Source organism: Acinetobacter sp. QJM3NY_42 (assembly GCF_056173745.1).
Map to the genome: position 1 here is coordinate 1,113,199 of NZ_CM149689.1, position 25,203 is coordinate 1,138,401.

General features: G+C 39.8%; 22 protein-coding genes and 4 tRNA genes. 13 read left to right on the forward strand and 13 right to left on the reverse strand.

The window, feature by feature from the left end:
• Positions 1 to 22 precede the first annotated feature (22 nt).
• Together tsaD and AC0VYT_RS05175 are read left to right on the forward strand one after the other, a co-directional pair.
• Positions 23 to 1,039, forward strand: coding sequence for a tRNA (adenosine(37)-N6)-threonylcarbamoyltransferase complex transferase subunit TsaD (gene tsaD, locus AC0VYT_RS05170; RefSeq protein ID WP_005404207.1), 1,017 nt, complete (start codon positions 23 to 25; stop codon positions 1,037 to 1,039).
• 64 nt (positions 1,040 to 1,103) lie between these two features.
• Positions 1,104 to 1,925: an OXA-23 family carbapenem-hydrolyzing class D beta-lactamase OXA-813 gene (locus tag AC0VYT_RS05175; protein WP_005404206.1), complete on the forward strand. Its 822-nt coding sequence runs from the start codon at positions 1,104 to 1,106 to the stop codon at positions 1,923 to 1,925.
• Positions 1,926 to 2,029: 104 nt separating this feature from the next.
• Here AC0VYT_RS05175 and AC0VYT_RS05180 read toward each other — a convergent pair whose 3' ends face one another.
• Positions 2,030 to 2,902, reverse strand: coding sequence for an ATP-binding protein (locus AC0VYT_RS05180; protein WP_005025424.1), 873 nt, complete (start codon positions 2,900 to 2,902; stop codon positions 2,030 to 2,032).
• 172 nt (positions 2,903 to 3,074) lie between these two features.
• Here AC0VYT_RS05180 and AC0VYT_RS05185 point away from each other — a divergent pair, with 172 nt between their 5' ends.
• The 6 genes from AC0VYT_RS05185 (at position 3,075) to AC0VYT_RS05210 (ending at position 5,922) form a co-directional block, all read left to right on the forward strand.
• On the forward strand, positions 3,075 to 4,583 hold the full coding sequence (locus AC0VYT_RS05185) for a DUF3336 domain-containing protein (protein ID WP_005014881.1): 1,509 nt from the start codon (positions 3,075 to 3,077) through the stop codon (positions 4,581 to 4,583).
• The gene (locus AC0VYT_RS05190) at positions 4,576 to 5,370 is read left to right on the forward strand and encodes a protein kinase domain-containing protein (protein ID WP_171053869.1); all 795 of its coding nucleotides are present in this window, start codon (positions 4,576 to 4,578) and stop codon (positions 5,368 to 5,370) included. The genes AC0VYT_RS05185 and AC0VYT_RS05190 overlap by 8 nt, the downstream gene beginning before the upstream one ends.
• 117 nt (positions 5,371 to 5,487) lie before the next feature.
• Positions 5,488 to 5,572: transfer RNA gene (locus tag AC0VYT_RS05195), tRNA-Leu, on the forward strand.
• 62 nt (positions 5,573 to 5,634) lie between these two features.
• Positions 5,635 to 5,708 (forward strand) — tRNA-Trp (locus AC0VYT_RS05200).
• 29 nt (positions 5,709 to 5,737) lie between these two features.
• A tRNA-Leu gene (locus AC0VYT_RS05205) sits at positions 5,738 to 5,822 on the forward strand.
• Between the two features lie 15 nt (positions 5,823 to 5,837).
• Positions 5,838 to 5,922, forward strand: a tRNA-Leu gene (locus AC0VYT_RS05210).
• Positions 5,923 to 6,066: 144 nt separating this feature from the next.
• Here AC0VYT_RS05210 and AC0VYT_RS05215 read toward each other — a convergent pair.
• The 9 genes from AC0VYT_RS05215 to AC0VYT_RS05255 all read right to left on the reverse strand — a co-directional run bounded on the left by AC0VYT_RS05215 (position 6,067) and on the right by AC0VYT_RS05255 (position 14,483).
• Positions 6,067 to 6,270, reverse strand: a complete 204-nt coding sequence (locus AC0VYT_RS05215; RefSeq protein WP_005014876.1) for a hypothetical protein — start codon at positions 6,268 to 6,270, stop codon at positions 6,067 to 6,069.
• A 347-nt stretch (positions 6,271 to 6,617) separates the two neighbouring features.
• A complete protein-coding gene (gene gloB / locus AC0VYT_RS05220; protein ID WP_005014874.1) occupies positions 6,618 to 7,349 on the reverse strand; it encodes a hydroxyacylglutathione hydrolase in 732 nt (243 codons plus the stop codon).
• A gap of 125 nt (positions 7,350 to 7,474) precedes the next feature.
• Entirely contained in the window at positions 7,475 to 8,758 is a 1,284-nt protein-coding gene (gene purD, locus AC0VYT_RS05225; protein ID WP_005014871.1) for a phosphoribosylamine--glycine ligase, read from the reverse strand.
• Between the two features lie 145 nt (positions 8,759 to 8,903).
• Positions 8,904 to 10,478 (reverse strand): bifunctional phosphoribosylaminoimidazolecarboxamide formyltransferase/IMP cyclohydrolase, encoded by a 1,575-nt coding sequence (purH, locus tag AC0VYT_RS05230; RefSeq protein WP_005404205.1) that lies wholly within the window; start codon positions 10,476 to 10,478, stop codon positions 8,904 to 8,906.
• Positions 10,479 to 10,547: 69 nt separating this feature from the next.
• Complete coding sequence (gene fis, locus AC0VYT_RS05235; protein ID WP_005014868.1) at positions 10,548 to 10,817, reverse strand: DNA-binding transcriptional regulator Fis; 270 nt, start codon at positions 10,815 to 10,817, stop codon at positions 10,548 to 10,550.
• 360 nt (positions 10,818 to 11,177) lie between these two features.
• Complete coding sequence (locus AC0VYT_RS05240) at positions 11,178 to 12,047, reverse strand: DUF3426 domain-containing protein (protein WP_050762825.1); 870 nt, start codon at positions 12,045 to 12,047, stop codon at positions 11,178 to 11,180.
• A 16-nt stretch (positions 12,048 to 12,063) separates the two neighbouring features.
• On the reverse strand, positions 12,064 to 12,966 hold the full coding sequence (prmA, locus tag AC0VYT_RS05245) for a 50S ribosomal protein L11 methyltransferase (protein ID WP_005404202.1): 903 nt from the start codon (positions 12,964 to 12,966) through the stop codon (positions 12,064 to 12,066).
• A 121-nt stretch (positions 12,967 to 13,087) separates the two neighbouring features.
• On the reverse strand, positions 13,088 to 13,969 hold the full coding sequence (locus tag AC0VYT_RS05250; RefSeq protein ID WP_005405103.1) for a bile acid:sodium symporter family protein: 882 nt from the start codon (positions 13,967 to 13,969) through the stop codon (positions 13,088 to 13,090).
• A 166-nt stretch (positions 13,970 to 14,135) separates the two neighbouring features.
• Positions 14,136 to 14,483, reverse strand: a complete 348-nt coding sequence (locus tag AC0VYT_RS05255) for a hypothetical protein (protein WP_005014853.1) — start codon at positions 14,481 to 14,483, stop codon at positions 14,136 to 14,138.
• A 252-nt stretch (positions 14,484 to 14,735) separates the two neighbouring features.
• Between AC0VYT_RS05255 and mnmG the strand changes: the two genes are divergently transcribed.
• A complete protein-coding gene (mnmG, locus tag AC0VYT_RS05260) occupies positions 14,736 to 16,616 on the forward strand; it encodes a tRNA uridine-5-carboxymethylaminomethyl(34) synthesis enzyme MnmG (RefSeq protein WP_005404200.1) in 1,881 nt (626 codons plus the stop codon).
• A gap of 379 nt (positions 16,617 to 16,995) precedes the next feature.
• On the opposite strand, the gene AC0VYT_RS05265 is transcribed toward mnmG, so the two are convergent.
• A complete protein-coding gene (locus tag AC0VYT_RS05265) occupies positions 16,996 to 17,994 on the reverse strand; it encodes a helix-turn-helix transcriptional regulator (protein ID WP_005405104.1) in 999 nt (332 codons plus the stop codon).
• 250 nt (positions 17,995 to 18,244) lie between these two features.
• Here AC0VYT_RS05265 and AC0VYT_RS05270 point away from each other — a divergent pair, with 250 nt between their 5' ends.
• From AC0VYT_RS05270 to AC0VYT_RS05285, 4 genes are all read left to right on the forward strand, one after another.
• Positions 18,245 to 19,831 (forward strand): circularly permuted type 2 ATP-grasp protein, encoded by a 1,587-nt coding sequence (locus AC0VYT_RS05270; RefSeq protein WP_005014847.1) that lies wholly within the window; start codon positions 18,245 to 18,247, stop codon positions 19,829 to 19,831.
• A gap of 28 nt (positions 19,832 to 19,859) precedes the next feature.
• On the forward strand, positions 19,860 to 20,459 hold the full coding sequence (locus tag AC0VYT_RS05275) for an alpha-E domain-containing protein (protein WP_005014846.1): 600 nt from the start codon (positions 19,860 to 19,862) through the stop codon (positions 20,457 to 20,459).
• A gap of 306 nt (positions 20,460 to 20,765) precedes the next feature.
• Positions 20,766 to 21,500, forward strand: a complete 735-nt coding sequence (locus tag AC0VYT_RS05280; protein WP_005014845.1) for a proteasome-type protease — start codon at positions 20,766 to 20,768, stop codon at positions 21,498 to 21,500.
• Positions 21,501 to 21,554: 54 nt separating this feature from the next.
• On the forward strand, positions 21,555 to 21,977 hold the full coding sequence (locus AC0VYT_RS05285) for a BLUF domain-containing protein (RefSeq protein WP_005404197.1): 423 nt from the start codon (positions 21,555 to 21,557) through the stop codon (positions 21,975 to 21,977).
• Between the two features lie 15 nt (positions 21,978 to 21,992).
• Here AC0VYT_RS05285 and alr read toward each other — a convergent pair whose 3' ends face one another.
• Both alr and dnaB read right to left on the reverse strand, forming a co-directional pair.
• Entirely contained in the window at positions 21,993 to 23,063 is a 1,071-nt protein-coding gene (gene alr, locus AC0VYT_RS05290) for an alanine racemase (protein WP_005404196.1), read from the reverse strand.
• Between the two features lie 687 nt (positions 23,064 to 23,750).
• Positions 23,751 to 25,196, reverse strand: coding sequence for a replicative DNA helicase (gene dnaB, locus AC0VYT_RS05295; RefSeq protein ID WP_005014838.1), 1,446 nt, complete (start codon positions 25,194 to 25,196; stop codon positions 23,751 to 23,753).
• Positions 25,197 to 25,203: the final 7 nt, after the last annotated feature.

The window sequence follows — 25,203 nt, forward strand, 5'->3', positions numbered from 1 at the left end:
CGCATTGGATAAAGGCAGTTTAATGATTGTTTTAGGCTTGGAAACTTCTTGTGATGAAACCGGATTGGCTCTTTATGACAGCGAGCAGGGTTTACGTGGGCAAGTACTTTATAGCCAGATCAAGCTGCATGCAGAGTATGGTGGAGTAGTGCCGGAGCTGGCTTCACGGGATCATGTACGCAAGCTGATTCCGCTTTTAGATGAGCTGCTGATACAAAGTGGTGTTAAAAAGACTGAAATTGATGCAGTTGCCTATACCCGTGGGCCAGGTTTAATGGGCGCGCTAATGACCGGAGCACTTTTCGGACGTACTCTGGCATTTGCCTTGAACAAACCGGCAATTGGGGTTCACCATATGGAAGGCCATATGCTGGCGCCCTTACTTTCAGATACTCCACCTGAATTCCCATTTGTCGCGCTTTTGGTTTCAGGTGGGCATTCCCAGTTAATGGCAGCTTATGGTATCGGACAATATGAATTACTGGGTGAGTCTATTGATGATGCCGCCGGTGAGGCTTTTGATAAAGTCGCGAAAATGATGAATCTGCCGTATCCGGGAGGACCAAATATTGCCAGACTTGCCCAGCAGGGTAATCCGACTGCATTTGATTTTCCACGTCCGATGTTACACCAGGGTCTGACCTTTTCATTTAGTGGTTTAAAAACTGCTGTTTCGGTCCAGCTTAAAAAAGTTGAAGGCCAAAATCGTGAAGCCGATATTGCTGCCAGTTTTCAAGAAGCTATTGTCGATACTTTAGTAAAAAAATCAGTCAAGGCATTAAAACAGACCGGGTTAAACCGCTTGGTAATAGCAGGTGGTGTAAGTGCAAACCAGCGTTTACGTGAACAGCTGGAAAGTAGCTTAAACAGAATTAAAGCTTCAGTTTATTATGCTGAGCCTGCACTCTGTACAGATAATGGTGCCATGATTGCATTTGCTGGTTACCAGCGTCTGAAAGCAGGACAACAGGATGGCTTATCTGTAACCACTACACCGCGCTGGCCAATGACAGAGCTTACTTGTCCGGCAGAAATATAATTTTGGTTTAATTAAGGAAGAGGCTTTTGCCTCTTTTTTATTTTCTATTGATCTGGTGTTTAAAATGAATAAATATTTTACTTGCTATGTGTTTGCTTCTCTTTTTCTTTCTGGTTGTACGGTTCAGCATAATTTAATAAATGAAACCCCGAGTCAGATTGCTCAAGGACATAATCAGGTGATTCATCAATACTTTGATGAAAAAAACACCTCAGGTGTGCTGGTTATTCAAACAGATAAAAAAATTAATCTGTATGGTAATGCTCTAAGCCGCGCAAATACAGAATATGTGCCAGCCTCTACATTTAAAATGTTGAATGCCCTGATCGGATTGGAGAACCAGAAAACGGATATTAATGAAATATTTAAATGGAAGGGCGAGAAAAGGTCATTTACCGCTTGGGAAAAAGACATGACACTAGGAGAAGCCATGAAGCTTTCCGCAGTCCCAGTCTATCAGGAACTTGCGCGACGTATCGGTCTTGATCTCATGCAAAAAGAAGTAAAACGTATTGGTTTCGGTAATGCTGAAATTGGACAGCAGGTTGATAATTTCTGGTTGGTAGGGCCATTAAAGGTTACGCCTATTCAAGAGGTAGAGTTTGTTTCTCAATTGGCGCATACACAGCTTCCATTTAGTGAAAAAGTGCAGGCTAATGTAAAAAATATGCTTCTTTTAGAAGAGAGTAATGGCTACAAAATTTTTGGAAAGACTGGTTGGGCAATGGATATAAAACCACAAGTGGGCTGGTTGACCGGCTGGGTTGAGCAGCCAGATGGAAAAATTGTCGCTTTTGCATTAAATATGGAAATGCGGTCAGAAATGCCGGCATCTATACGTAATGAATTATTGATGAAATCATTAAAACAGCTGAATATTATTTAAGAGCTTGACAGAAACTCTAATTTTATAAAAAGCCCACTTGAGATAAATGGGCCTTTTATAATCTGTCTAAAAATGAAACCTGTTAATTTTTCTGGCTTAAAATTTTACAGTGCTTTTAGTTGTTGTGATCCAATCCAGTGTTTAGAGAACTGATAGGCGGCACGTCCTGACCGTTGGCCACGTGCCTGACACCAGCGTAGGGCTTCAGCACGGGCTTCGTCATTCATTGGCATATCTGCTTTAGCAAGATAGTGTTCTACAATGGTTAAATACAGGTTTTGATCCATTGGATAGAATGAAAGCCACATTCCAAAACGATCCGAGAGTGAAATTTTTTCCTCAATGGCTTCTTGTGGATGCAACTCGGTATATTGCGGTACATCTACACGAGTCACTGGCGTATTCTCATGCATAAACTCTGGTAACAGATGTCGACGGTTGCTGGTTGCATAAATAATAAAATTACTTGAACCTGACTGTAATGAGCCATCAAGTACACTTTTTAAGCTGCGATAGTTTTCATCTTCAGCATTAAAGGCCAGATCATCGCAGTAGACAATGAACTTTTCCGGACGCTTCTGGATGAGCTTCTGGATTTCAGGAAGATCAGACAGATCATCACGTTCAATTTCAATTAAACGTAATCCTTGATCTTTATACTCGGTTAAAAGGGCACGGACAATTGAAGATTTTCCTGTGCCGCGTGAACCGGTAAGGAGAACATCATTGGCGGGCAGATTCTGCAAAAATTGTCGTGTATTTTGAATAATTTTTTCTTTTTGTCTTTCGATTCCTTTCAGGTCATCTAAATAGATTTGTTTCGGTTCGAAAATGGGTTTAAGTTGTTTATCCTGCCATTTATAAGCCGGAGCAGAGAAGTCTGTCTGCTGTTTAAGCTCAGGTAAAAATTGCTGGACCTGCTGTAATACGGTAGAGAGAGTTTGAAGTATATTCTCTGGTAGAGTGAGGTTTGTCATAATTTTTCAGGTGTTATCGAAATAGCTAAATAGTAGCACTAGCAATACCGTAAATAGTACTACAATATCAAAAAGGCCAATGATTATAGTTTTTTGCAATTGATTAGTGGCGAAAAAGATCAGATATTCTCAATAAAAACTTTGAGCACAAATATCAAAGGATAGGCACATAATGTTAAAAGAATTAACTCAAACTATTAATCCGCATCAGGCATATCGGGTTAAAAAATTAAAACATCAGCTGGAAGGGGCCGAATCCTATGAAGAGTGGAAATCTGTTGCATTAAAACTTGATGAAGAAACCGGTGCTCAAGAATGGAAACTCGACAATAGCTCTCCTTATTTTGATACAGAGATTATTTCACATCGTTTGAACCTGCTTAAAAAATATCGCCTGCAGCAGCGCACTTTAGACCTGGTCGCTATTTTACGTGAAGGCTTAAGTTATGATATTGCCAACATTGGCCATCCAATGTTATTTACCGCAACGTATATTGGCACTAAAAAAATAATTGAAGATTACATTGAGGAAATGAGTGCAAGCTTGGCTTATATTGCCTCTAATGAATGTCATAGCTTTAACCTGAAAGAAAAAATAGACTTTTTTGAAAACTGCCAGATTGCTTATGGACAGCCCGTACTCATGTTTTCAGGCGGCGCTACTTTAGGGTTATTTCATACAGGGGTTTGTAAAACCCTGATTGAACAAGATCTGATGCCCAAAGTGCTATCAGGTTCGAGTGCAGGCGCCATTATGACTGCCATGCTAGGGGTTTCTTCGCCTAATGAACTGGAAAGTATTATGAGTGGAGAGAGTTTTTTTACCGAAGCTTTCCATTTTCGTAAACTGACTGATGTACTCAAAGGTAATGGCGGTCTGGCTGATGTGCGCTATCTCAAGCAGTTTCTGATGGAAAATCTTGGAGACCTGACTTTTGCTGAAGCCTACGAAAAATCCGGACTACACATTAACGTTGCTGTGGCGCCATATGATGCAACACAAAATGCCCGGATTATGAATGCCTATACTGCACCTAACTTGCTGGTCTGGAGCGCTGTATTGGCTTCCTGTGCGGTTCCAGTTCTGTTCCCACCGGTACGCCTGACCAGCAAACGCTATGATGGTCAATATACCCAATATATGGGCAATACTAAATGGGTAGATGGCAGTGTACGCAGTGATTTCCCACAAGAAAAAATGGCCCGTCTGTATAACCTGAATTATAGTATCGCCAGTCAGGTGAATCCGCATGTTGTGCCATTTATGCAAAGTGATGAAAACCGCTATCGTAAAGATGTTCTGAGCTGGCCCGAACGGATTGTACGGCGTCAAGGTAAAGTGATCGCTATGGGAATGATGGATTTTACTCGTGAACGCTTAGGTGCAATCCAGCCTGTACGCCGTTTGCTTGATCACGGCTATGGCATTATTGGACAACGTTATTACGGCGATGTAAATATTATCGCCAAATATAATTTATGTCATTATAGCTATATGCTGAAAAATCCGCGACCACATCTGTTTAAGCTATTACAGCGCGAAGGAGAGCAGGCAACCTGGCCTAAAATCTCCATGATTGAAATTCATGCCCGTATCGGAAAAACAATTCAGCATTGTCTGGAGCTTCTACATTATCAAGAAACTCAGCAAGAGAAAAGTCAAGATCATGCAGATGCCTGATCTTGAAAATTCATTTGAAAACCTGATTCTGCGAAATGGCCTGTCAAGCCAGAGGTTTGGCCGCCGTCTGTATCATTTGAGCCAAAATGGAACACCGTATTGGCTTAAGTTTCAACTATCCGAAGTGCAACCTGAATATGAAAAAGGATTTTTACATGAACTGCAAATTTATCGAAAGCTGGGAAAATTAGAGCCAAGTATTCTTCTGCCTGCACGTATCATTGAGTTAAATCAGATTGCAGAATTTAGCCACTTAAAAGGAGAGGGATTAATTCTGCCTCACAGTGATTACTGGTTGGGTGAGCCTGCACAGCAACTATCTTTTGAACAAGCACAGCAGAAAATTTTTGCAATGTTAGGCTGTTTGCAAATTTTGCATCAAACTGGCTGGATTCATGGTGACTTAAAGCCACAGCATTTTTTATATTGCCATAATCAGCTCACTTTAATTGACTTTGAGCAGAGTCAGCCAGTTACACAAGTTCATAAGGCCACCACATTGAATGCCACACCACGCTATATGGCGCCAGAACTGTTTCATGGAGAAATAAAAACGGTTAGAACTGATTTATATGCACTTGGAGTTATTTTATATGAGTGGTTAAGTGGAAAACGTCTAATTGCCAGAAATTATCAGGATTGGGCAGTGCTACACTGTCAGACGTTAAAAATAAGATTACCAGACGTATTTATACCATTTTTTCCGCTTTTAAATGGCTTGTTAAGCAAATATAAAGATCAGCGTTTTCAACAGGTAAATGAAGCGCTCTATCATTTGAAATATTAGAAATGTTTCAAAAATAAACATAAGTTTTTGATTTGTTTTTTATTTAAGCAAACGTTAGGTTTTTTCATAAAAAAGGCTTGTCATGATTCTGTCTTCTCTATAATATACACAGCCATCGGGGGCGTGGCGAAATTGGTAGACGCACTGGATTTAGGTTCCAGCGCCGCGAGGTGTAAGAGTTCGAGTCTCTTCGCCCCCACCATTTTAAAGAGAATTATTTTCTTTAAAATTTATTTAGGTGAAAATCCTGAATACGCTTCAAATAGAGGATTGGTGTAATGGTAGCATGACGGTCTCCAAAACCGTTCGTCAAGGTTCGAATCCTTGATCCTCTGCCAATTATCTTTTGAGATAATTTTATATCATCGGGGGCGTGGCGAAATTGGTAGACGCACTGGATTTAGGTTCCAGCGCCGCGAGGTGTAAGAGTTCGAGTCTCTTCGCCCCCACCAATGATGATAGATAACGGGGATGTGGCGAAATTGGTAGACGCACTAGCTTCAGGTGCTAGCGCCGCGAGGTGTAGGAGTTCGAGTCTCCTCATCCCCACCAGATTCAAAAAGACCAGTATATTTAATACTGGTCTTTTTTTTTATGGGAGAAATTATTGAAAACTTGAAAAAATACCAGCTATTTAAAATTATATAAGCTGGCCTTTTAAATATTAATGCAAAAAATATAAATAAAATGATTCACTTAAGCTTTTAGATGATCTTCGAATTCTTCCCCAAGTTGCACAGCCAAAGAATTACCTGAAAGTTCACAAGTGACTAAACCATATTGTTTTTTAAAACTGAATGTAAACCCACGGCCATCGGCCAGACTTTTAACTGAGTACCCCAATTTTTCTAACCAGATTTTGAAAGCTATTAAATTTTTTGCTTTGACAACTCTTTTCATCAGAGATCTCCTGCTTGACATATAAGTAAATTAATAAGGCTATTGCTTTATAATTTAAAGGGCAGATATATATCTTTTGGTGAGATAATATTATTTTAATTAATATAGAGTTGTAAAAATAATCAAATTTCACAGAAAATATTTTATTTAACTTATTGAATAAATTACTTTTAAACTAAATAGGCCTGTAGAAAAAACTTTAATCAGGTAATTGTAAAAAATAATGTCTAATTTAAGAAAAAATAATTATCTAGGCTGTTAAAAGCTATGTATAAATCAACCTCAAGACAGCTTGTTGAAAGGCTTATCCTTAGCAAGGATAAACCCAGTTCAGAATTATGTACCACTTAGAAATTATCTTTTAGTATGCGAATACGCGAAAACTCTTCTTCGCTCTCGGCCCTTAAAAAAGGATTGGTTTCAAGTTCCAGTGCAATCGTAGTTGGAAGTGTGCATTGATGGGAGTCACGCATTTTTCTCACCTGCTCCACACGGCTATGTAGTGCCAGATTATCTGGTTCAACTGTCAGCGCAAATTCAGCATTGGAGAGTGTATATTCATGGGTACAATATACTTGTGTCCTTGGAGGTAAAGCGGCTAACCGATTAAGTGAGTGATACATCTGTGCATATGTCCCTTCAAATACTCGCCCACACCCCATGGCAAATAAAGTATCACCACAAAATAAAATGTCTAGCTCATCAATAAAATAAACAATATGGCCCAAGGTGTGTCCCGGTACAGCTAAAATATCTACTTTTAAATGGTTAAATTTAAAGTGATTCTCATGCTGTAAGGGATGAGAAATAAAGGGAATATGGCTAAGTTCTTCTCGTGGCCCATAGACTGGAATATTCCGCTCAGTAATCAGTTCAGGCACACCACCAATGTGATCCTTGTGCCAATGAGTGAGCCAAATCTGTGATAATATGAGGTTACGGGTTTGACAGAAGTCTTGTACGAGTTGAGCCTCAGTAGGATCAACTACAACTGCTTCCTTGGTTGAACTATCTTCAAGTATCCAGATATAATTCTGAAGCTGGTTTTTAACATCAATGCAATGCACTTTATATGTCATGTTTTTCCTAAACACTCAGATCTTTTTATTAGTATAACCAATCTCCAGAAAGAATTATGTGCTTATATTTTTCGACTAGAAAGAAAAAAGCCCACCGCTAGCGAGCTTAATTTATTGATAAAAAATTAGCCCTGTTCGCGTGCAATTGCACGATACCCAATATCTTTACGGTATTGAACGCCATTGAAGGTTACTTTTTGGCAAAGTTCTAATGCTTTTGCTTGTGCCTCACCAATAGTATTGCCAAGGGCAGTCACACAGAGTACACGGCCACCCGCCGTCACAATTTCGCCATTTTCATTGGCTTTGGTTCCTGCATGGAATACTTTGGCATCCGTCATTTCAGTGTTTAGACCAGAAATCACATCACCACTGCTTGAGGTTTCTGGGTAGCCTTTAGACGCTAAAACGATACCAACCGTTTTACGCTCATCCCATTCAGCTTCTGAAGGCAAATTACCTTCAATACCTGCTTGAACCAAATCAACCAAAGATGATTTTAAACGCATCATAATTGGTTGCGTTTCAGGGTCGCCAAAACGACAGTTAAACTCGATTACTTTCGGTTGACCTTGTTCATCAATCATTAAGCCTGCATATAAGAAACCTGTATAAACATGACCGTCTTTTTTCATACCTTCAACGGTAGGACGCATCACTTCATTCATAGTTTTTTCAAATACGTCAACAGTCACCACAGGCGCAGGAGAGTAAGCACCCATACCCCCAGTGTTAGGACCTTGGTCCCCTTCAAAAATACGCTTATGGTCTTGAGATGTTGCCATTGGCAAGATGTTGTCACCATCAATCATACAAATGAAAGATGCTTCTTCACCTGCAAGGAATTCTTCGATCACAACACGAGAGCCCGCATCACCAAATTTGTTACCAGCAAGCATGTCGTCAATCGCAGCAAATGCTTCTTCATTGGTCATCGCAACGATTACGCCTTTACCTGCAGCAAGACCGTCAGCCTTGATCACGATCGGTGCACCATTTTTTTCAACGAATGCTTTTGCAGCATCTACTTCAGTAAATACATCGTAGAAAGCTGTTGGAATGTTATGGCGTTTTAAGAAATGTTTAGCGAACGCTTTAGAGCCTTCCAGCTGTGCAGCGAATTGAGTTGGACCCCAAATTTTAACGCCCGCTTCGCGGCAAGCATCCACAACACCATTCACAAGCGGTGCTTCAGGGCCGACAATAATCAGGTCAATTGCATTATTTTTTACAAAATCAATAATGGCGGGGTTATCGAGAATGTCTAAAGCGACATTTTCACATTTATTTTCAGTTGCGGTGCCTGCATTGCCCGGTGCAACAAATACCTGTGCTACTTGATCGTCTTGTGCGATTTTCCATGCAAGCGCATGTTCACGGCCGCCACTACCTAAAACTAAAATGTTCATCTTTAGAAAATTCCCTCGAAAATGAAATTCCACAAACCCAATGAGATTCAAAATTGTTTAATATCTTATAGCAAGATATTAAATAATCTACTGATGTAGCAAACCCTCCTTGTGAAAAGGAGGGTCTGGAATTTATACTTAAAAATTAGTGGCGGAAATGACGCATACCCGTGAACACCATGGCAATACCATGTTCATCCGCAGCAGCAATTATTTCTTCATCACGCATTGAACCACCTGGCTGAATAATGCATTTGATACCTGCTTTGGCAGCATTGTCGATACCATCGCGGAACGGGAAAAATGCATCCGATGCCATGACTGCACCTTCAACTACAAGTCCTGCATGTTCCGCTTTGATTACAGCAATACGTGCAGAGTTGACACGGCTCATTTGACCTGCGCCCACACCAATCGTTTGGCGGTTTTTAGCATACACAATCGCGTTAGATTTTACGTATTTCGCCACTTTCCAGGCAAAAATCAGATCATCGATTTCCTGTTCAGTTGGTGCACGTTTCGTCACAACTTTAAGATCATCTTTAGTGATCATGCCCAAGTCTTGATCTTGAACCAGCAAACCGCCATTTACACGTTTATAGTCAAGCTGTGGAGCACGTTCATCAATCGCAGGAAGCTCGCCACAAACCAGTACACGTACATTTTTCTTCGCACCAGTGACTTCAAGCACGCCTTCAGCAATACTTGGTGCAATGATCACTTCAACGAATTGACGGTCAACAATCGCCTGTGCAGTTTCGACGTCTAATTGACGGTTGAATGCAATGATGCCACCGAATGCAGATTCTGGATCCGTTGCGTATGCAAGGTCATACGCTGCTTTGATACCGTCTAGAGAAACTGCAACGCCACATGGATTCGCGTGTTTTACAATCACGCAAGCAGGTTTGGCAAATGATTTCACACATTCAAGTGCTGCATCAGTATCAGCAATATTATTATAAGATAATTCTTTGCCCTGTAACTGTTTTGCAGTGGCAACAGAAGCTTCGGTTGCTGCTGGATCTATATAGAATGCAGCAGATTGATGCGGGTTTTCACCGTAACGTAAATCTTGAGCTTTATTTAACTGAGTATTGAACGTACGTGGGAATTTATCTGCTTGGCCTTCTTCTTTACCGACACGAGCGCCTAAGTAAGATGCAATCATACCGTCGTATTGTGCAGTATGTTCAAATGCTTTCACTGCCAGGTCAAAACGGGTTGCATAAGATAAAGCACCCTCAGCTTTAAGCTCAGCAATCACAGTTGCATAATCAGAAGCATTTACTACAATACCTACAGAGGCATGATTTTTTGCCGCAGCACGAACCATGGTAGGGCCACCGATGTCGATGTTCTCAATTGCATCTGCCAGTGAACAGTCAGGTTTTGCAACAGTAGCAGCAAATGGGTACAGGTTAACAACGACCAGATCAATCGGAGCAATATTGTGTTCTTGCATAACAGCTTCGTCTAGACCACGACGTGCAAGAATACCCCCATGAATTTTTGGATGCAGGGTTTTAACACGGCCATCCATCATTTCTGGAAAACCGGTATGCTCTGATACTTCAACCACAGCAATATTATTGTCTTTAAGTAGTTTGTAAGTACCACCAGTTGAAAGGATCTCCACTCCTAATGCAACAAGGTTTTGAGCAAAATCTACGATGCCCGTCTTATCAGAAACAGAGATTAAAGCGCGTTTAATAGTCATGATTTTTAAGTCTACAGATTAAAACAAATAGGCATAAAAAATGCCCACGAAGCGTGAGCATTTTATCATTTATTCACTCATCAAACCGTGAGCTTTCAACTTTTTACGTAAAGTACCACGGTTCAGTCCAAGAATCTCGGCGGCCCGTGTCTGGTTACCGCGAGTATATTCTAGAACTACAGATAAAAGAGGTTTCTCCATTTCTGCCAGCACCATGTCATATACCTGAGATGGTTGCTCACCTTGCAAAGACGCAAAGTAATGGCGAACCGCGCGATCTACATGGATGCGAAGTGCAACATCAGATTGTGCAGTAAAAATAGGAGATTTGCTATTCATGCGAGTTAATCCGAAAATCAAATATCACTTGGGTAAAGCGATAAATATGGTCTAGAAAAATGAAGCTCCGTCTTAGATCCTAAAAACGGAGCTCTAAAACTGGAAACAACTAGCTTGCCACAACTTCTCAAAATTGAGCAAAAAATAAGCGCAACAATAGTTGAAGTTTTGTTACAGTTACTTTTCAAAACAAAAAATCGGCTACATGCGCTAAATTTATATAAAGCACATATTGCTTAACTGTATTTGTTGTGAATAAAAGCGAGAAGTATGTAAGGCTAAGCTTTCGTGGCGCGTATGATACCATTGTCTAAGAAAAAGTGAGCAAATTAACTGCAATTTTTTTTAATTTTTTTACAATTATGGACGGATTATTCCTAAATGGTAGTCATCAAAGTCTTTGCTGTCCACTGGAACTGTAAATTTGAACTTAAATGGACTATGCGTTGGTATACGGCGAACTTTATATAAATCATTCGTGAGATACTGTTCAGGGAGTATTACTGTATTAAAAATCTCTGCATTATGCTTATTAAGGCTAAGCTTGATACTTGGTATTTGAAGACTATTTTCATATTCATTCATTATTACACCAGAAAAAACTGTTTGTCCTTTACCGGCACGATTAACTTTAACTTTATCAATTTTAACCTGAGAGTAATAATCTTCCAGTTTTTCACAAGTCAGTAAGGTACACACCTGTTTAAATAACAGGTTAAAGAAGGGACTATCATTGATTATTTTAGGGTTAAACCAGAGTACCTGTAATATAAGCACCATAGCCAACAATACATTGATACTGCCCCAGAGCAGATAATAAAATCTTGTACTTCTAGGGTGGGGAGCTTCTTTAAGTGCATTGCCCCCTGAAAGATGCAGGGCTGGAAGTGATAACGTGCTTTCATTATGAAAATAATTCAGATTATTCAGATAAGTCAGCAGGTCAATATTTGAGTTCTCAATTTTGCGTTCAAAAATATCAAGAATATTGGCACTGGGCTCTGAACCAATTTTTTTACGTTCTCCAATATGGGTAGGTAAAGTACTTTTCTTTATTGCATAGCCCCGGGTTTCAGAGGAAACAGCAGGCTGAACCAGATGAGTTAGCGCATTAAAATTGATAGAACATTTAGGACAACAGACCATACCCTGAGCAATTGTAAGCTGGGTTAATGTTACCTTATAGATAGTAGTACATTTGGGGCAGCGGGTCTGTTTGTCACTCATCATTAAGTGCTCTCTATTATTAGTACTGGTGACGTTTTCCTGAAATACGGCACCAGTTTTCTTCACGTTTCTCTACGTCCAGAATATCGAAGTATTCTGAATAAACGCCAGATACATCATTTACCTGTTCTTCAATCACGCCTGCCAGTGCAAACTCACCTTCGGACTTGATCAATGTTGAGAACTCAGAAGCTAATGCCATAAGAGGGCCAGCAAGAATGTTTGCAACGAGTACATCGGCTTGCTGACCTTTAAAAACAGTATTAAATTCCTCGGGTAATCCCACATATAATCGTTCTAGTACGCTATTTAGCTCGGCATTCTGTTGGGTAGCCAGTACAGCTTGTGGATCAATATCAGTAGCGTAAACCTGTTTCGCCCCTAACAGTAAGGCAGCGACACCTAAAATTCCGGAGCCACAGCCATAGTCGATCACAACTTTATCTTTAAGATCTGTCTTACCGAGCCATTGCAGACACAAGAAAGTACTTGCATGATTCCCTGTACCAAAAGCCAAGCCTGGATCAAGCTTAATATTGACTGCACCGGCTTCTGGCGGCTCTAACCATTCAGGCACGATCCAGAATTTTTCACCAATCTGAATGGGTTCATAATAATCCATCCATGAGCGTTCCCAGACTTGGTCTTCAAGCTCTTCACTACGAATAGGTGCTTCAGGTAACTGGCCATGAATAAAGGCTTCAAGCTTTTCTGTATCAATCGGATCATTTTCATCATCCTGATAGATACCTGTGACAATAACTTTATTCCATAGCGGGGTTTCGCCTGGAAGCGGCTCAAGCAGGTCCTGGTTTTCTGCATCATCTAAGGTCACGCTGACTGCCCCTAATGACATCAGCAATGTTTCAGTCAAATCAACCTGGTCCTGATTAACAGTAATATGAATTTGTAACCACTTCACAAGAAATAACCCAATCTATGTTTATTAAAAGACTATTGTAGCCGATTCATGACTAAAGCCTAGTTAAACTCTGGTAAAAGTTAAAAAAGCTGAGCTGCGTCTGGGATGTATAGTGCCCTGATCAGGCTAACTCCTCTTGTAATTGAGGTTGAGGTGAATAACGATTAAGTAAGGTGCCAAAGATCGCAGCAAAAATATACATAATTAGTGAATAAACCACTGCTGGCATGGCAATGGTTGTACTTGACATAATCGTTAAGGCAATGGTCATGGCAAGCGTGCTGTTATGAATGCCAATTTCAAAAGCACAGGCTCGAGCTTGCGCACTGTTAATCCCAAAGAGGCGCGGTATAAAATAACCAATTAACAGACTTGCAAAACAGAACAGGGCAGTTGCTGCACCAATTTGCATGAGATAGTCAAGAATGTTATTACGCTCTTTAAACACCGCCACAATAATAATCAGAACAAGAAATATAACTGCAAATATGCGTACCGGACGATTAAGTTTCTCGGCAATGCGAGGGGAAAAATGTCTCAATAACATGCCTAAACAGACCGGAACAATAATAATTAAAAAAACTTGAGCCACTTTGGAAAACTGTAAACCCACCTGTTGGCCATCAGTCATAAAATGCTGAATAGCCAGATTTACAATAAAGGGTAAGCTAAACGCTGCAACGACTGAGTTAATCGCAGTCAAGGTAATATTTAGGGCAATATCTCCCTTATAAAGGTAGCTGAACAAGTTTGCTGTTGGCCCGCCAGGGGAAGCCGCAAGTAACATCAAGCCTACCGCTAATGCAGGCGATAATGCCAATATTTTGCAAATAAAAAATGCAATACCTACTAGAATAAAAAGTTGACAGAATAATGCTAAAACTACAGCTTTTGGGTGTTTTTTAATACGGGTAAAATCTTTAGGGGTGAGTTCGAGACCAAGCCCGGCCATGATAATTGCCAGAGCAATAGGTAAAAATATGGTAATCAATCCTGAATCCATTGTTATTCCTTTTTTATTGTTAATGTTATAAATCTAATTTTTATTCAGTTTAGCGAAGTTTACGAGAAATACAAATGAAAAACGGTCAATGAGCAAAAGCTTTTAACCGTTTAACTAAAAACAGCCTTTACATTTAATATGCTAAAGGCTGAATTTATAGACCAAATTAACGTGGGTGTGGCGGAGTAAAGCCTAAAGCACATTTACCACTCATTTGTTTACCATTAATTGTTGCTGTAGCTGTACCACTTGCAGTTGTACAAGCATTATAAAGTTCTGGTTCGTCACCTATGAGGGAACTAGGATTGCCTGTAGGGAAGAACCGTGGTTCACAAGTACCATTCCAGATAATGCCACGATAAGCAAAACTTACCCAAGTGCCTTGGCTTTTGCCCTTACAGACTTGCTGATATTTTTGAGGATTATAGACTCGGTCAACTTTATCATTTGCGTTTGCAAAAGAGCTGACACATAAACCGCACAGGATACTAGATAACAATATTTTGGTTTTCATGGCATGTTTCCTTCTTAGTATAATCAAACTTAAGGATAAAAAATAATCAGAATAAAACAATTTTGATCTGGTAAGTTTTCATAAATTCTTGTGTACTTTTGAGGTAAATATGCAAATCTTAATTACATTTTTTAAAAATAAACGAGGTAGAATGAAAATAGAGGAACTAAGGAAAAATCTTCTACTCACTACGTCAAAATAAAATTTCTGCTATAATATTCTGTCCCCTTTTTTAGACTTATATTTACCACTATGCATTATCCTAAAGTATACGATGTCATTGTTATCGGTGGCGGTCACGCGGGTACGGAAGCGGCGCTCGCTGCTGCACGTATGGGTCGACAGACCTTGCTCTTGACTCATAACATTGAGACTTTGGGGCAAATGAGCTGTAATCCGGCCATTGGTGGTATTGGTAAGTCACATCTGGTGCGTGAAATTGATGCCTTGGGCGGTGCAATGGCACTGGCAGCGGATAAAGGTGGTATACAGTTCCGTATTCTGAATTCGCGTAAAGGTGCTGCAGTACGAGCAACCCGTGCACAGGCAGACCGGATTCTTTATAAAGCAGCTATCCGTAATGTTCTGGAGAATCAGACAAATCTGGATATCTTCCAACAGGCTGCTGATGACCTGATTGTAGAAGGCGATACTGTTAAAGGTGTCGTAACGCAAATGGGTATCCGCTTTGATACCAAGACAGTCGTGTTAACAACAGGTACTTTTTTGGGTGGCGTCATTCATGTTGGTCTGGAAAAATCAAGTGGTGGTCGGGCAGGTGATCCACCGTCAATTTCTCTAGCACATCGTTTACGTGAATTGAAATTGCCAGTAGGTCGTCTGAAAACAGGTACACCGCCACGTATTGATGCAAGATCAGTTGATTTTTCAGTGATGACACCACAGCCGGGTGATTTTCCTTCTCCAACCATGTCTTTCATGGGTGATGCATCTATGCATCCTGAACAGGTAAACTGTTATATTACCCATACTAACGAGAAGACTCATGAGATCATTCGTGGCGGACTTGACCGTTCACCAATGTATACTGGTGTGATTGAAGGGGTAGGACCGCGTTATTGTCCGTCTATTGAAGACAAGATACACCGTTTTGCCGATAAAGATTCGCATCAGGTGTTCCTGGAGCCAGAGGGCTTGGATACTCATGAGCTGTATCCTAATGGAATTTCAACCTCTTTACCATTTGATGTGCAATTTGAGCTGGTTCGTTCAATTCGCGGTATGGAAAATGCCCACATTCTGCGTCCAGGCTACGCCATTGAATATGATTATTTTAATCCGCAAGCCTTAAAATTTACTTTAGAAACCAAAGCTATTAATAACCTGTATTTTGCCGGACAGATTAATGGTACGACTGGCTATGAAGAAGCAGGTGCACAAGGTTTGCTTGCAGGTCTGAATGCTGCACGTCGTGCCTGGGAGCAGGAAGAGTGGACACCTAAACGTGATCAGGCGTATATAGGAGTCTTGGTGGATGATCTCATTACGTTAGGAACTAAAGAGCCTTACCGTATGTTTACCTCACGGGCGGAATATCGTCTGATGTTGCGTGAAGATAATGCTGACCAGCGTCTGACTCCAGTAGGTCGTGAAATGGGTCTCGTCGATGACGTGCGTTGGGCGGCATACTGTGAAAAAATGGAAGCTGTTGAGCGTGAAACGTCTCGTTTGCAGCACCTGTGGGCGGCGCCTAATAATCCGATGGGTAAAAAATTCGTTGAGATGACAGGGCAGGATTTAAGTAAGGAATCTAGTGCAATTGACCTGTTAAAACGTCCGAATGTAACTTTTGAGCAAATTGCTGAACTTACAGACTCTGAAGTCACTCAGCAGGTGGGTGACCAGATTGAGATTGCTGTAAAATACGCGGGCTATATCAATCGCCAGCATGAAGATGTTGCACAGATGAAACGTCTAGAAGAAACCCGGATTCCGGCTGATTTTAATTATGATGTAGTGTCTGGTCTTTCCCGTGAAATTACCCAGAAACTAAAAACTGTACTGCCTGAAACCTTGGCACAAGCTAGCCGTATTCCGGGTGTAACACCGGCAGCAGTACAACTGATTATGATTACGATCCGTAAAAATGCCCAGATAAAAAAGACAGCTTAACTTAAAAAAAGCCTGCTTAACGCAGGCTTTTTTATATATGTATTTCCGTAAATATTTTCAAAATAAATATTAAGATAAAAATTTAGAAAACTTAGCTGATCTACTTATTTCACAGCTCATATATTCAATTGTTAAAGTACTCTTACACCCAAATAGAGGAGAGTTATTTTATGACAATATGCCGTATACGCTTTAATACTGACATGCTGGCTTGCCGATGTTAATAGCTGATTTAGATAGTATAAAAAACGGGTTTTTAGGATTATATGGCTATAGCATATGTAAAACTGGCCTGAATCTGGTTTAAAAAAATAATATTTTTTCTGTTATTTAAAATGATAATAAAAAGTCTCAGAGAGCTACAAACAGCTCTCTTTTTTTATTCTTCGGTTTCATACACCGCAGCAGCGACCTGTGCAGGTTCTATACGTAATAGCTTTTTACCAAAACTTCTTAACCACCAAACCAATTGTGATGTAAAGGGCACATGAGCACTAATTTCAACCACATGCTCCTCAAGTATACTAATGGTCTGATCTTTACTGAGCTGACTTTCGTAAAAACTTTGAGCGGTACTTTCTGACATTACCAGTTTCAGCTCAACTGTTTCAGTGGGCTTGTTATAATCTACACGGAAGCCTAAAGCGCCTGACTCGATATAGACATCAATATCGAAATCTACGGGATGTAATGATCTTGAGTTGAGTACTATGGCAGATTTAAAACGATGAAGAGCAAAGGTCTGTACTTCATTTTTATCATGACGGGTACAGATCAGATAAATGATGGCACCTTTTTGTACCAGCCCTAATGGATTTAAAATATAGGTTTTTTCTTCCGAATGATGCCCACGTGCGCGATAAACACATTCTATCTGTTTATCTTGCAATAACCCTTCATAAATAGCCTGTTGTGCCTGCCGGTCTACTACAGGTGGAATAAGCGGCTGGGTTGCAGGAACAATCCGGACCCGGTTAATCCATTGCCGGACATTGTTTTGGGCAGAAAGGCTGCGCCGGGCCAGATCAAACCATGGGTTCATTTCTTCAATTAAACTTGGCGGCAACAGGTGTTTAAGATGTTCTTCTACCATCATAAAAGTTACAGCCTGAGAGCTGGTCATATGCGGTAAGCTCTGAATAGGCGCATCTGAGCGCCAACGCCAGCCCTGAGGCACGGTTTTATTACTTTCAATCGGGAATCGTTGCGAAATCTGATTCAAGTCCCGTTGGATCGTTCTCAAGCTGATATCAATACCTTCACGCTCAAGAATCTCTTGAAGTTCTCGCGTGCCCATCCATTTGCCCGTAGACAGGCGGGAAAGGATTTGCCACTGACGATACAGACTATTAGAGGTTTCTTTTTCTTGTGAGGTCATAATCACTATAAAGCTGGAAAAGTTGAATGAGTTAAAAGAATTAAAGAATACTTGGCAGTATCACAATAAAAAAAGTTGCAAGTATTAGCAATAGCTTAACAGAAAAAATACGTACACATATCTCGAAACAAGTTGCTGCATTAATACCATTGAGAAATAACAAGGTTTCAGCAATAAATAAGCTCCAAGATGACAAAAACTGGCATCCAATTTGCTAAAAGTAGAAGATATAACTTAAAGGGATCATCCAATGTTAAAAGATGAATGTGAAACGAGTTTAATGATCGAAAGTTATAACGACACATGTATCGAACATTTTAATAAAAATAAAAAGATTGTAGTAGCTAATAGCGAAGACAAATTCAAACAACAATGTAGTCATAACATGCCTCCAACAGCTTATTTATTTGACCAGCTCAAATCAAAATTTTTTAATGAAATGCTGGATGACCAAAATATTAGCGGTGAAGCATCTAAAAAAATTGAAGAATGGTTATGCATGCGCAGTCTGCCTGAACTTCTAAGTCTACAACAACAGGCAAAAGAATATTTTCTCTATGAGGGAATTACCTTTACCGTTTATGGAGATGCAGAAGGGACAGAACGGACAATTCCTTTTGATTTGATTCCTCGTGTTATTGCCAGACAGCAATGGGATAAGATTGCTCAAGGCTGTGTACAGCGTGCAAAGGCTCTTAATTTATTTTTAGATGATATTTACCATCATCAGCATATTTTAAAAGAGGGTTTGATACCTGCAGAGCAGATCTTGCAGCATGAAGCTTTCTTACCACAGATGATGAATTGCTCCTTAAAAGGCCAAGTCTATTCGCAGGTTAGCGGTATTGATATCGTACGTGATAGCAGTGGAAGCTTTTTTGTGCTTGAAGATAATCTGCGTACACCTTCGGGCGTATCCTATATGCTGGAAAGCCGAAAAATCAGCAAAAAACTGATGCCTGATCTATGTCGCAGTAAACAGCTTTATGAGATCAGTCACTATCCACTTTTACTTAAAAGCATTTTAGAAGAAAGCGCTGATGTAGATAACCCGCAGATTGTGATTATGACACCGGGCCGTTTCAATAGCGCCTACTATGAACATGCATTTTTAGCGCGAGAGATGGGTGTGCCGCTGGTTACAAACAGGGATCTATATGTTGAAAATAATAAAGTCTATATGAAAACTATTCGGGGCCGTAAGAGAATTGATGTGATCTACCGGCGGCTCGATGATGCCTTTCTGGATCCGACGACGTTCCGTCCCGACAGCGCTTTGGGGGTGCCGGGCCTGATGTCTGCATATTTAAGCCAAAACGTTGTACTGGCTAATGCTCCAGGTACAGGAGTAGCAGATGATAAATCTGTCTACCCATACGTTACTCAAATGATTGAATACTATTTGGGTGAAAAAGCTATATTAAATAATGTGCCTACCTATCAGTGCCGTTATTTGCAGGATTTTGAATATGTCATGGATAACATGTCAAAACTGGTTATTAAGGAAGCTCAAGGTTCAGGCGGGTATGGAATGCTGATAGGCCCTCAAGCTTCAGCCAAGGAACTCAGGGAGTTTCGAGAAAAAGTCCGTATACAGCCTCATTTATATATTGCCCAGCCTACTTTAGATCTTTCTGTCTCACCGACTTTGGTGGAAGAAGGGCTTGCGGAACGTCATATTGATCTTCGGCCATTTATTCTTAGTTCACCACAACGTACTGAAATTGTACCGGGTGGGCTAACTCGAGTAGCAATGCAAAAAGGGTCTTTAGTAGTAAATTCCTCACAGGGTGGAGGTATTAAAGACACTTGGGTGGTAGATACATTGCACTCCTGAACAATCGAATCGATAGAGGAAAAGTTAAATGATACTGTTAAGTTCGAATGCTTATAATATTTACTGGTTAGGTCGCTATCTGGCACGAACTCAATACCTATGTGGTCGTGTACCATTTAAAAATGATCAAGAAGCCGTTGAGTTTGCTCATGCTTTCTGTTTACCTGCCTATGATGCCTGTTCACTTAATGAATTGGTTTTTGACCCTGAACAACCCTATTCATTTAGCCAGCAATTTAAAACTGCTAAAGATAATATTCAGGAATTAAGAGGCTTGTTGAGTGCCAAGGCATATGCTGAATTAAATCAGCTGATTCGTCAGGCAAGTTCAAATGCCAGTTATTTATGTGATGTTGTAACAGACTGTACCGAAATTTTTGAATCTGAAGAACAGGATGTATTCCTGTTCTTCATGTTAGGACAAAAAATTGAAATCCTTGATACACAACTGCGTTTCAAGCAGAGTATTCAAGGTACTCTTAATGATCTTGATACCATCGTAATGATGCTACATAGTTTGGGCTGGGAAGCGGTAGAGCTGGCTTGGCAAGAATTAAAAGAACATCCGACACTGATTGCTTTTTATGCATTCAATGACCAATTGCAATATATGTTTGAATTGAGTTAATAAATTAAAGAGGTCAATTAATTAGTCTGAGAAAATCTATCTGAAAAAAATAAGAATGTCCGATTTGGTTACTTTATTTAATGTATTGAATGTTTCACTATACAATTCAAATAGAGAGCTATACATGACAATAGGTTTTTTTAATCAATAAATGCTATCGTTTTGGAAGAAGCTTTTATACAGTAAAGGTGTCGTGTATTAAATGATACAGGCAAAAATATATCAGCTTAACTGTAATGGATAACGATCAAATCATTGTTTTCATAATCAGCTATTTCATGTTGAAAGCAGAAAGGATTTTTTGAAATGACCTATTGTTGTGGACTTCGATTAAAAGATGGGCTGGTGTTTATAAGTGACACGCGAACCAATGCAGGAGTAGATCATATTTCTGTATTCAAAAAATTATTCAGCTTCGGTGTAGAAGGTGAACGTTTCATTGTGATACAGACTTCTGGAAATCTAGCTACTACTCAAGCAGTGATTGGTCACTTAAAAAATCATTTGGCTCTGGACCAGAAACCCCATCTTTATAGTGTCAATACTATGTTCGAAGTGGCAGAGCTAATAGGACACACCTTAAAACGGGTAATTGCAGATGTGACTACTGACCCTGATGAAGAGAGCAACTACTATTGTAATCTACTGGTCGGTGGACAGATTAAAGGTTCGGCAATGCAGCTTTACCATATTTATCCTCAGGGAAATTTCATTTGCGCTACAAGCGATACCCCTTACTTTCAGATAGGGGAAAGTAAATATGGTAAACCAATTCTGGACCGGGCATTATCTTATGATATGCCGCTGGATGAAGCATTTCGTTGTAGTCTGATTTCTTTTGATTCTACCTTACGTTCAAATGTCTCTGTGGGAATGCCACTAGACTCACTCGTTTACCGTAAAGACAGTTTACATATACCGTTAGGCAAACGTATTTATAGTGAAGATCCGTATTTCGAACACATCAGCAAGCAATGGTCAGATGCTTTACGCCGAGGTTTACAAAACTTACCTAAACCGACAGATGACTACTGGTTATAAAATTTAAAAATAGTGGCATAATATATTTCAATTCATAAATATAAAGACTACAAAGTGATACAGTTATGTTATGCCAGCAAGACCACTTCGCCTTCTGATTATTTACTTATGGATTTAAGAGAAATTCTTTCAGAAGCCCAATCATTTAATGCTCTTAATAGTATTAACGGTGTGCTTTTCTATGCAGATCAGTACTTTTTCCAGTGCTTGGAAGGCGAGCGTGAGCAGGTGCTTGATCTGTTTGAAAGAATTAAAGAAGATCAGCGCCATCAGGAAATTATAGAGTTTGGTGTACATCCAATCAGCGAGCAGAATTTTGATGGATGGGCAATGAAATTTGTACGTCGTAATAGTGAAGTAAGCGAGTTTTTTCAAAAACTCGGCCATTTACATTTTAGTCCGACTAAACTTAACCAGCAGAATTTAAATGATTTTCTGCATATATTGACTAAAGCAAGACAAGAAACCCAAGCCTGAGCTTGGGTTTTTAGTTTACTTAAGTATGCGCTTTGGTCTGTTACTTAGCCGGCAAAGCAGTTCATAGCCAATAGTCCCATTAGCTTCGGCTACTTCATCGACCAGACGCTGTTTGCCCCAGAGCTCTACCTGTGTGCCTAAAGTCACAGTCAAACCGCTTACATCCACCGCAATCATGTCCATAGAAACTCTTCCGATGACTGGCGCTGGCTTATTGTTAATCATGACATAATTTGGTTTTATAAAAGCACGTGGATAACCGTCACCATAACCAATAGATACGATAGCAATTTGCATATCTTGAGAGGCCACAAAAGTAGAGCCATAACCTACCGCCTCACCTGTTTGGATCTGATTTAATGCAATGATTGCTGCATCAAATGTCATCACCGGCTTCAAGTCAAGCTCATGAGCAGACTTATCAGCAAAAGGTGAAGCACCATAAAGCATAATACCGGGACGCACATAATCAAAATTTAGCTCTGGCCATTTGAAAATCGCAGCAGAATTACAACAGGAGGCAAGTACAGGATCACAAGCCTCTTTAACCTGCAAGAATTGAGTTTTTTGTTGTTCATTCAGGGGATGATCAGCATCAGCATTTGCAAAATGCATGGCTAGCACACAGCTAAAGCCTTCAGCCTTTAAGGAGTTAATAATCTCGATAATCTCAGGAACTTTAAAACCTAAGCGGTTCATACCACTATTCAGTTTTACCCAGACTTTCAGATTTTTTGTAATATACTCTTCTTTACGGGCTTTTAACCAATCTAGTTGTGCTGATTGATGTATAACGCATTCAAGACCGTACTGAATAACGCTATCCATTTCCTCTTCAGAAAATATCCCTTCAATTAAGGTAATTGGTTGCTGATAACCTAATTTACGTATTTCCAGCGCCTCTTCTAGACAAGCAACACCAAAGTTATCCGTTGAATTTAAGGCTGCAAGACAGTCTTTGATTCCATGTCCGTAAGCATTGGCTTTAACCATACTAACGATTTTAGCAGTTGGGGCAAGTTGTTTAACACGGTTTAAATTATATTGCAGAGCCTGACTGTCAATATAAACTGTTGCTTGACGCACCCTAGTTACTCCTTGAGGGATTACAAATGCTGAGCTAATACAGTGAGTGCTGTATTAGTGAGTTGAATAGATATACTTAAAGACATCTGTTTAAAGATAATCAATAGCTGATCATATTGGTTATTATTGTATTCCTCTCATTTAAAAATAGACATAAATACTAATTAATTTATTAAAGGCTAATCACAGAAGTGTTACTTATTTAGTGCTAATTTACAATAATATTGAAAGATTACTTGGGTAACAGTCTACTCACATCAGCTTATAGCCATAATATATCGTGTAATAAAGATATTAGTTTATAGTGAGTATAGATTTATTTTATAAAATAACAGGTTAATCTATTATGTGCACAGTAGGGGAAAAGATTAAACGCTGATTTAAAGTACAAGCTGATTGTGGTAAGCCTGATAAAGATTTTAAGTCAGAAAGATTGGCTAGGTGAGTATAAGTAAATAGTAGCCCATAGAGCAGCGTCTAAAAAATTTTGCAGTTAATTATAATAAGCTCAGCAAATATTTGAGTAGGTTGTGAATTTATAAGAAGAATTAAATAGGTTTATCAAACAGAAAATGCCTAGACTCATTAAGGTTACGCAAAAATTGAAAGCTGCACTAGGACTAGGGTTTAGCATAACAAGTGAAGCTGAATCCTTAACTTATACAGAAATTAAGGATTTTTAAGTATCTATTCCTCATCATCAAACTGATTATAATATTCAGGAGAAAGATTACTAAAACGGGTATATTGGCCTTCAAAAGCTAGACGTACACTGCCAATTGGACCGTTACGTTGCTTTCCAATAATAATTTCAGCCGTGCCCGCTTCTTTAGATTCTTTGTTATATACTTCATCGCGATAAATAAACATAATCAAATCGGCATCTTGTTCAATTGCACCGGATTCGCGTAAGTCTGACATTACCGGACGTTTATTAGGTCTGTTTTCCAAAGAACGGTTAAGCTGTGACAGGGCAATAACCGGGCACTGCATCTCTTTAGCTAAAGCTTTTAAGCTTCGCGAAATTTCGGAAATCTCGCCGACACGGTTATCTCCCATGCCTGGAACTTTCATCAGTTGTAAATAATCGACCATGATACAGCCAAGTTTACCACCATGCTGTTTAGCAATTCGGCGTGCTCGTGCCCGTAATTCCGTTGGAGGCAGGGCAGAGGAGTCATCTATATACAAATGCTTTTCTTGTAACTGTAAAATAGTACCGGTGACTTTAGACCATTCATCCCCATCGAGCTTACCCGAACGTAAATGACCCTGATGCACCTTGCCGTATGATGAAATCAGACGCATAGCAATTGAGTCTGCGGGCATTTCCATAGAAAAAACCAGTGCAGGCAAATTACAGTTAAACAAGACACTTTCGACCAGATTCATGGCAAAAGTAGTTTTACCCATTGAAGGACGAGCTGCAACAATAATCAAGTCACCAGACTGCATGCCGTAAGTCTTATTATCAAGCTCAATGAACCCGGTAGATAAACCTGTCAGGCTTCCTTCAAGTTTAGAAAGTTCATCAAGCTTGGTAATTACTTCAGCCGTAACCGTACTAATTGACTTGGGTCCAGAGTCTTTTTTATTGTTGTTATGCTGCTCGGCAATAGAAAATATATTGGTTTCTGCTAGATCCAGAATCTCACTGACACTGCGACCTTTAGTATCATAGGCATTTTGCAGAATTTCAGTGCTGATTTTAATCATGTTGCGTAGAGTCGCAAATTCTTTAATTTTAGCAGCGTAAGTTTCTAGGTTATAAAAACTAGATGGCGAATCTGCCATTAATTGCATTAAATATTCTTCACCGCCTACAGCATCAATCAGATTTTGTTTTAGCAGCCAGTCATTGACCAGTACTGCATCATAAGGCGAATTTTCCTGAGCAAGCTTTTCAATAGCCCTAAAAATATATTTATGGCGAGTAGCATAAAAATCATTTTCTTTTAAAACATCACCAACCTGTTCAAAAGATTCAGCAACAGTCATCAGCGCCGCAAGTACAGCCTGTTCAATCGCTAAATTATGCGGAGGCGTACGAAATTCTTTAAGCTGAGCTGTTTCAGTGGCTTTATTTTCCAGTAGTGTGGGATTAAGGATGGCCTTGGCACTTGCCTGTGACATATAAAGT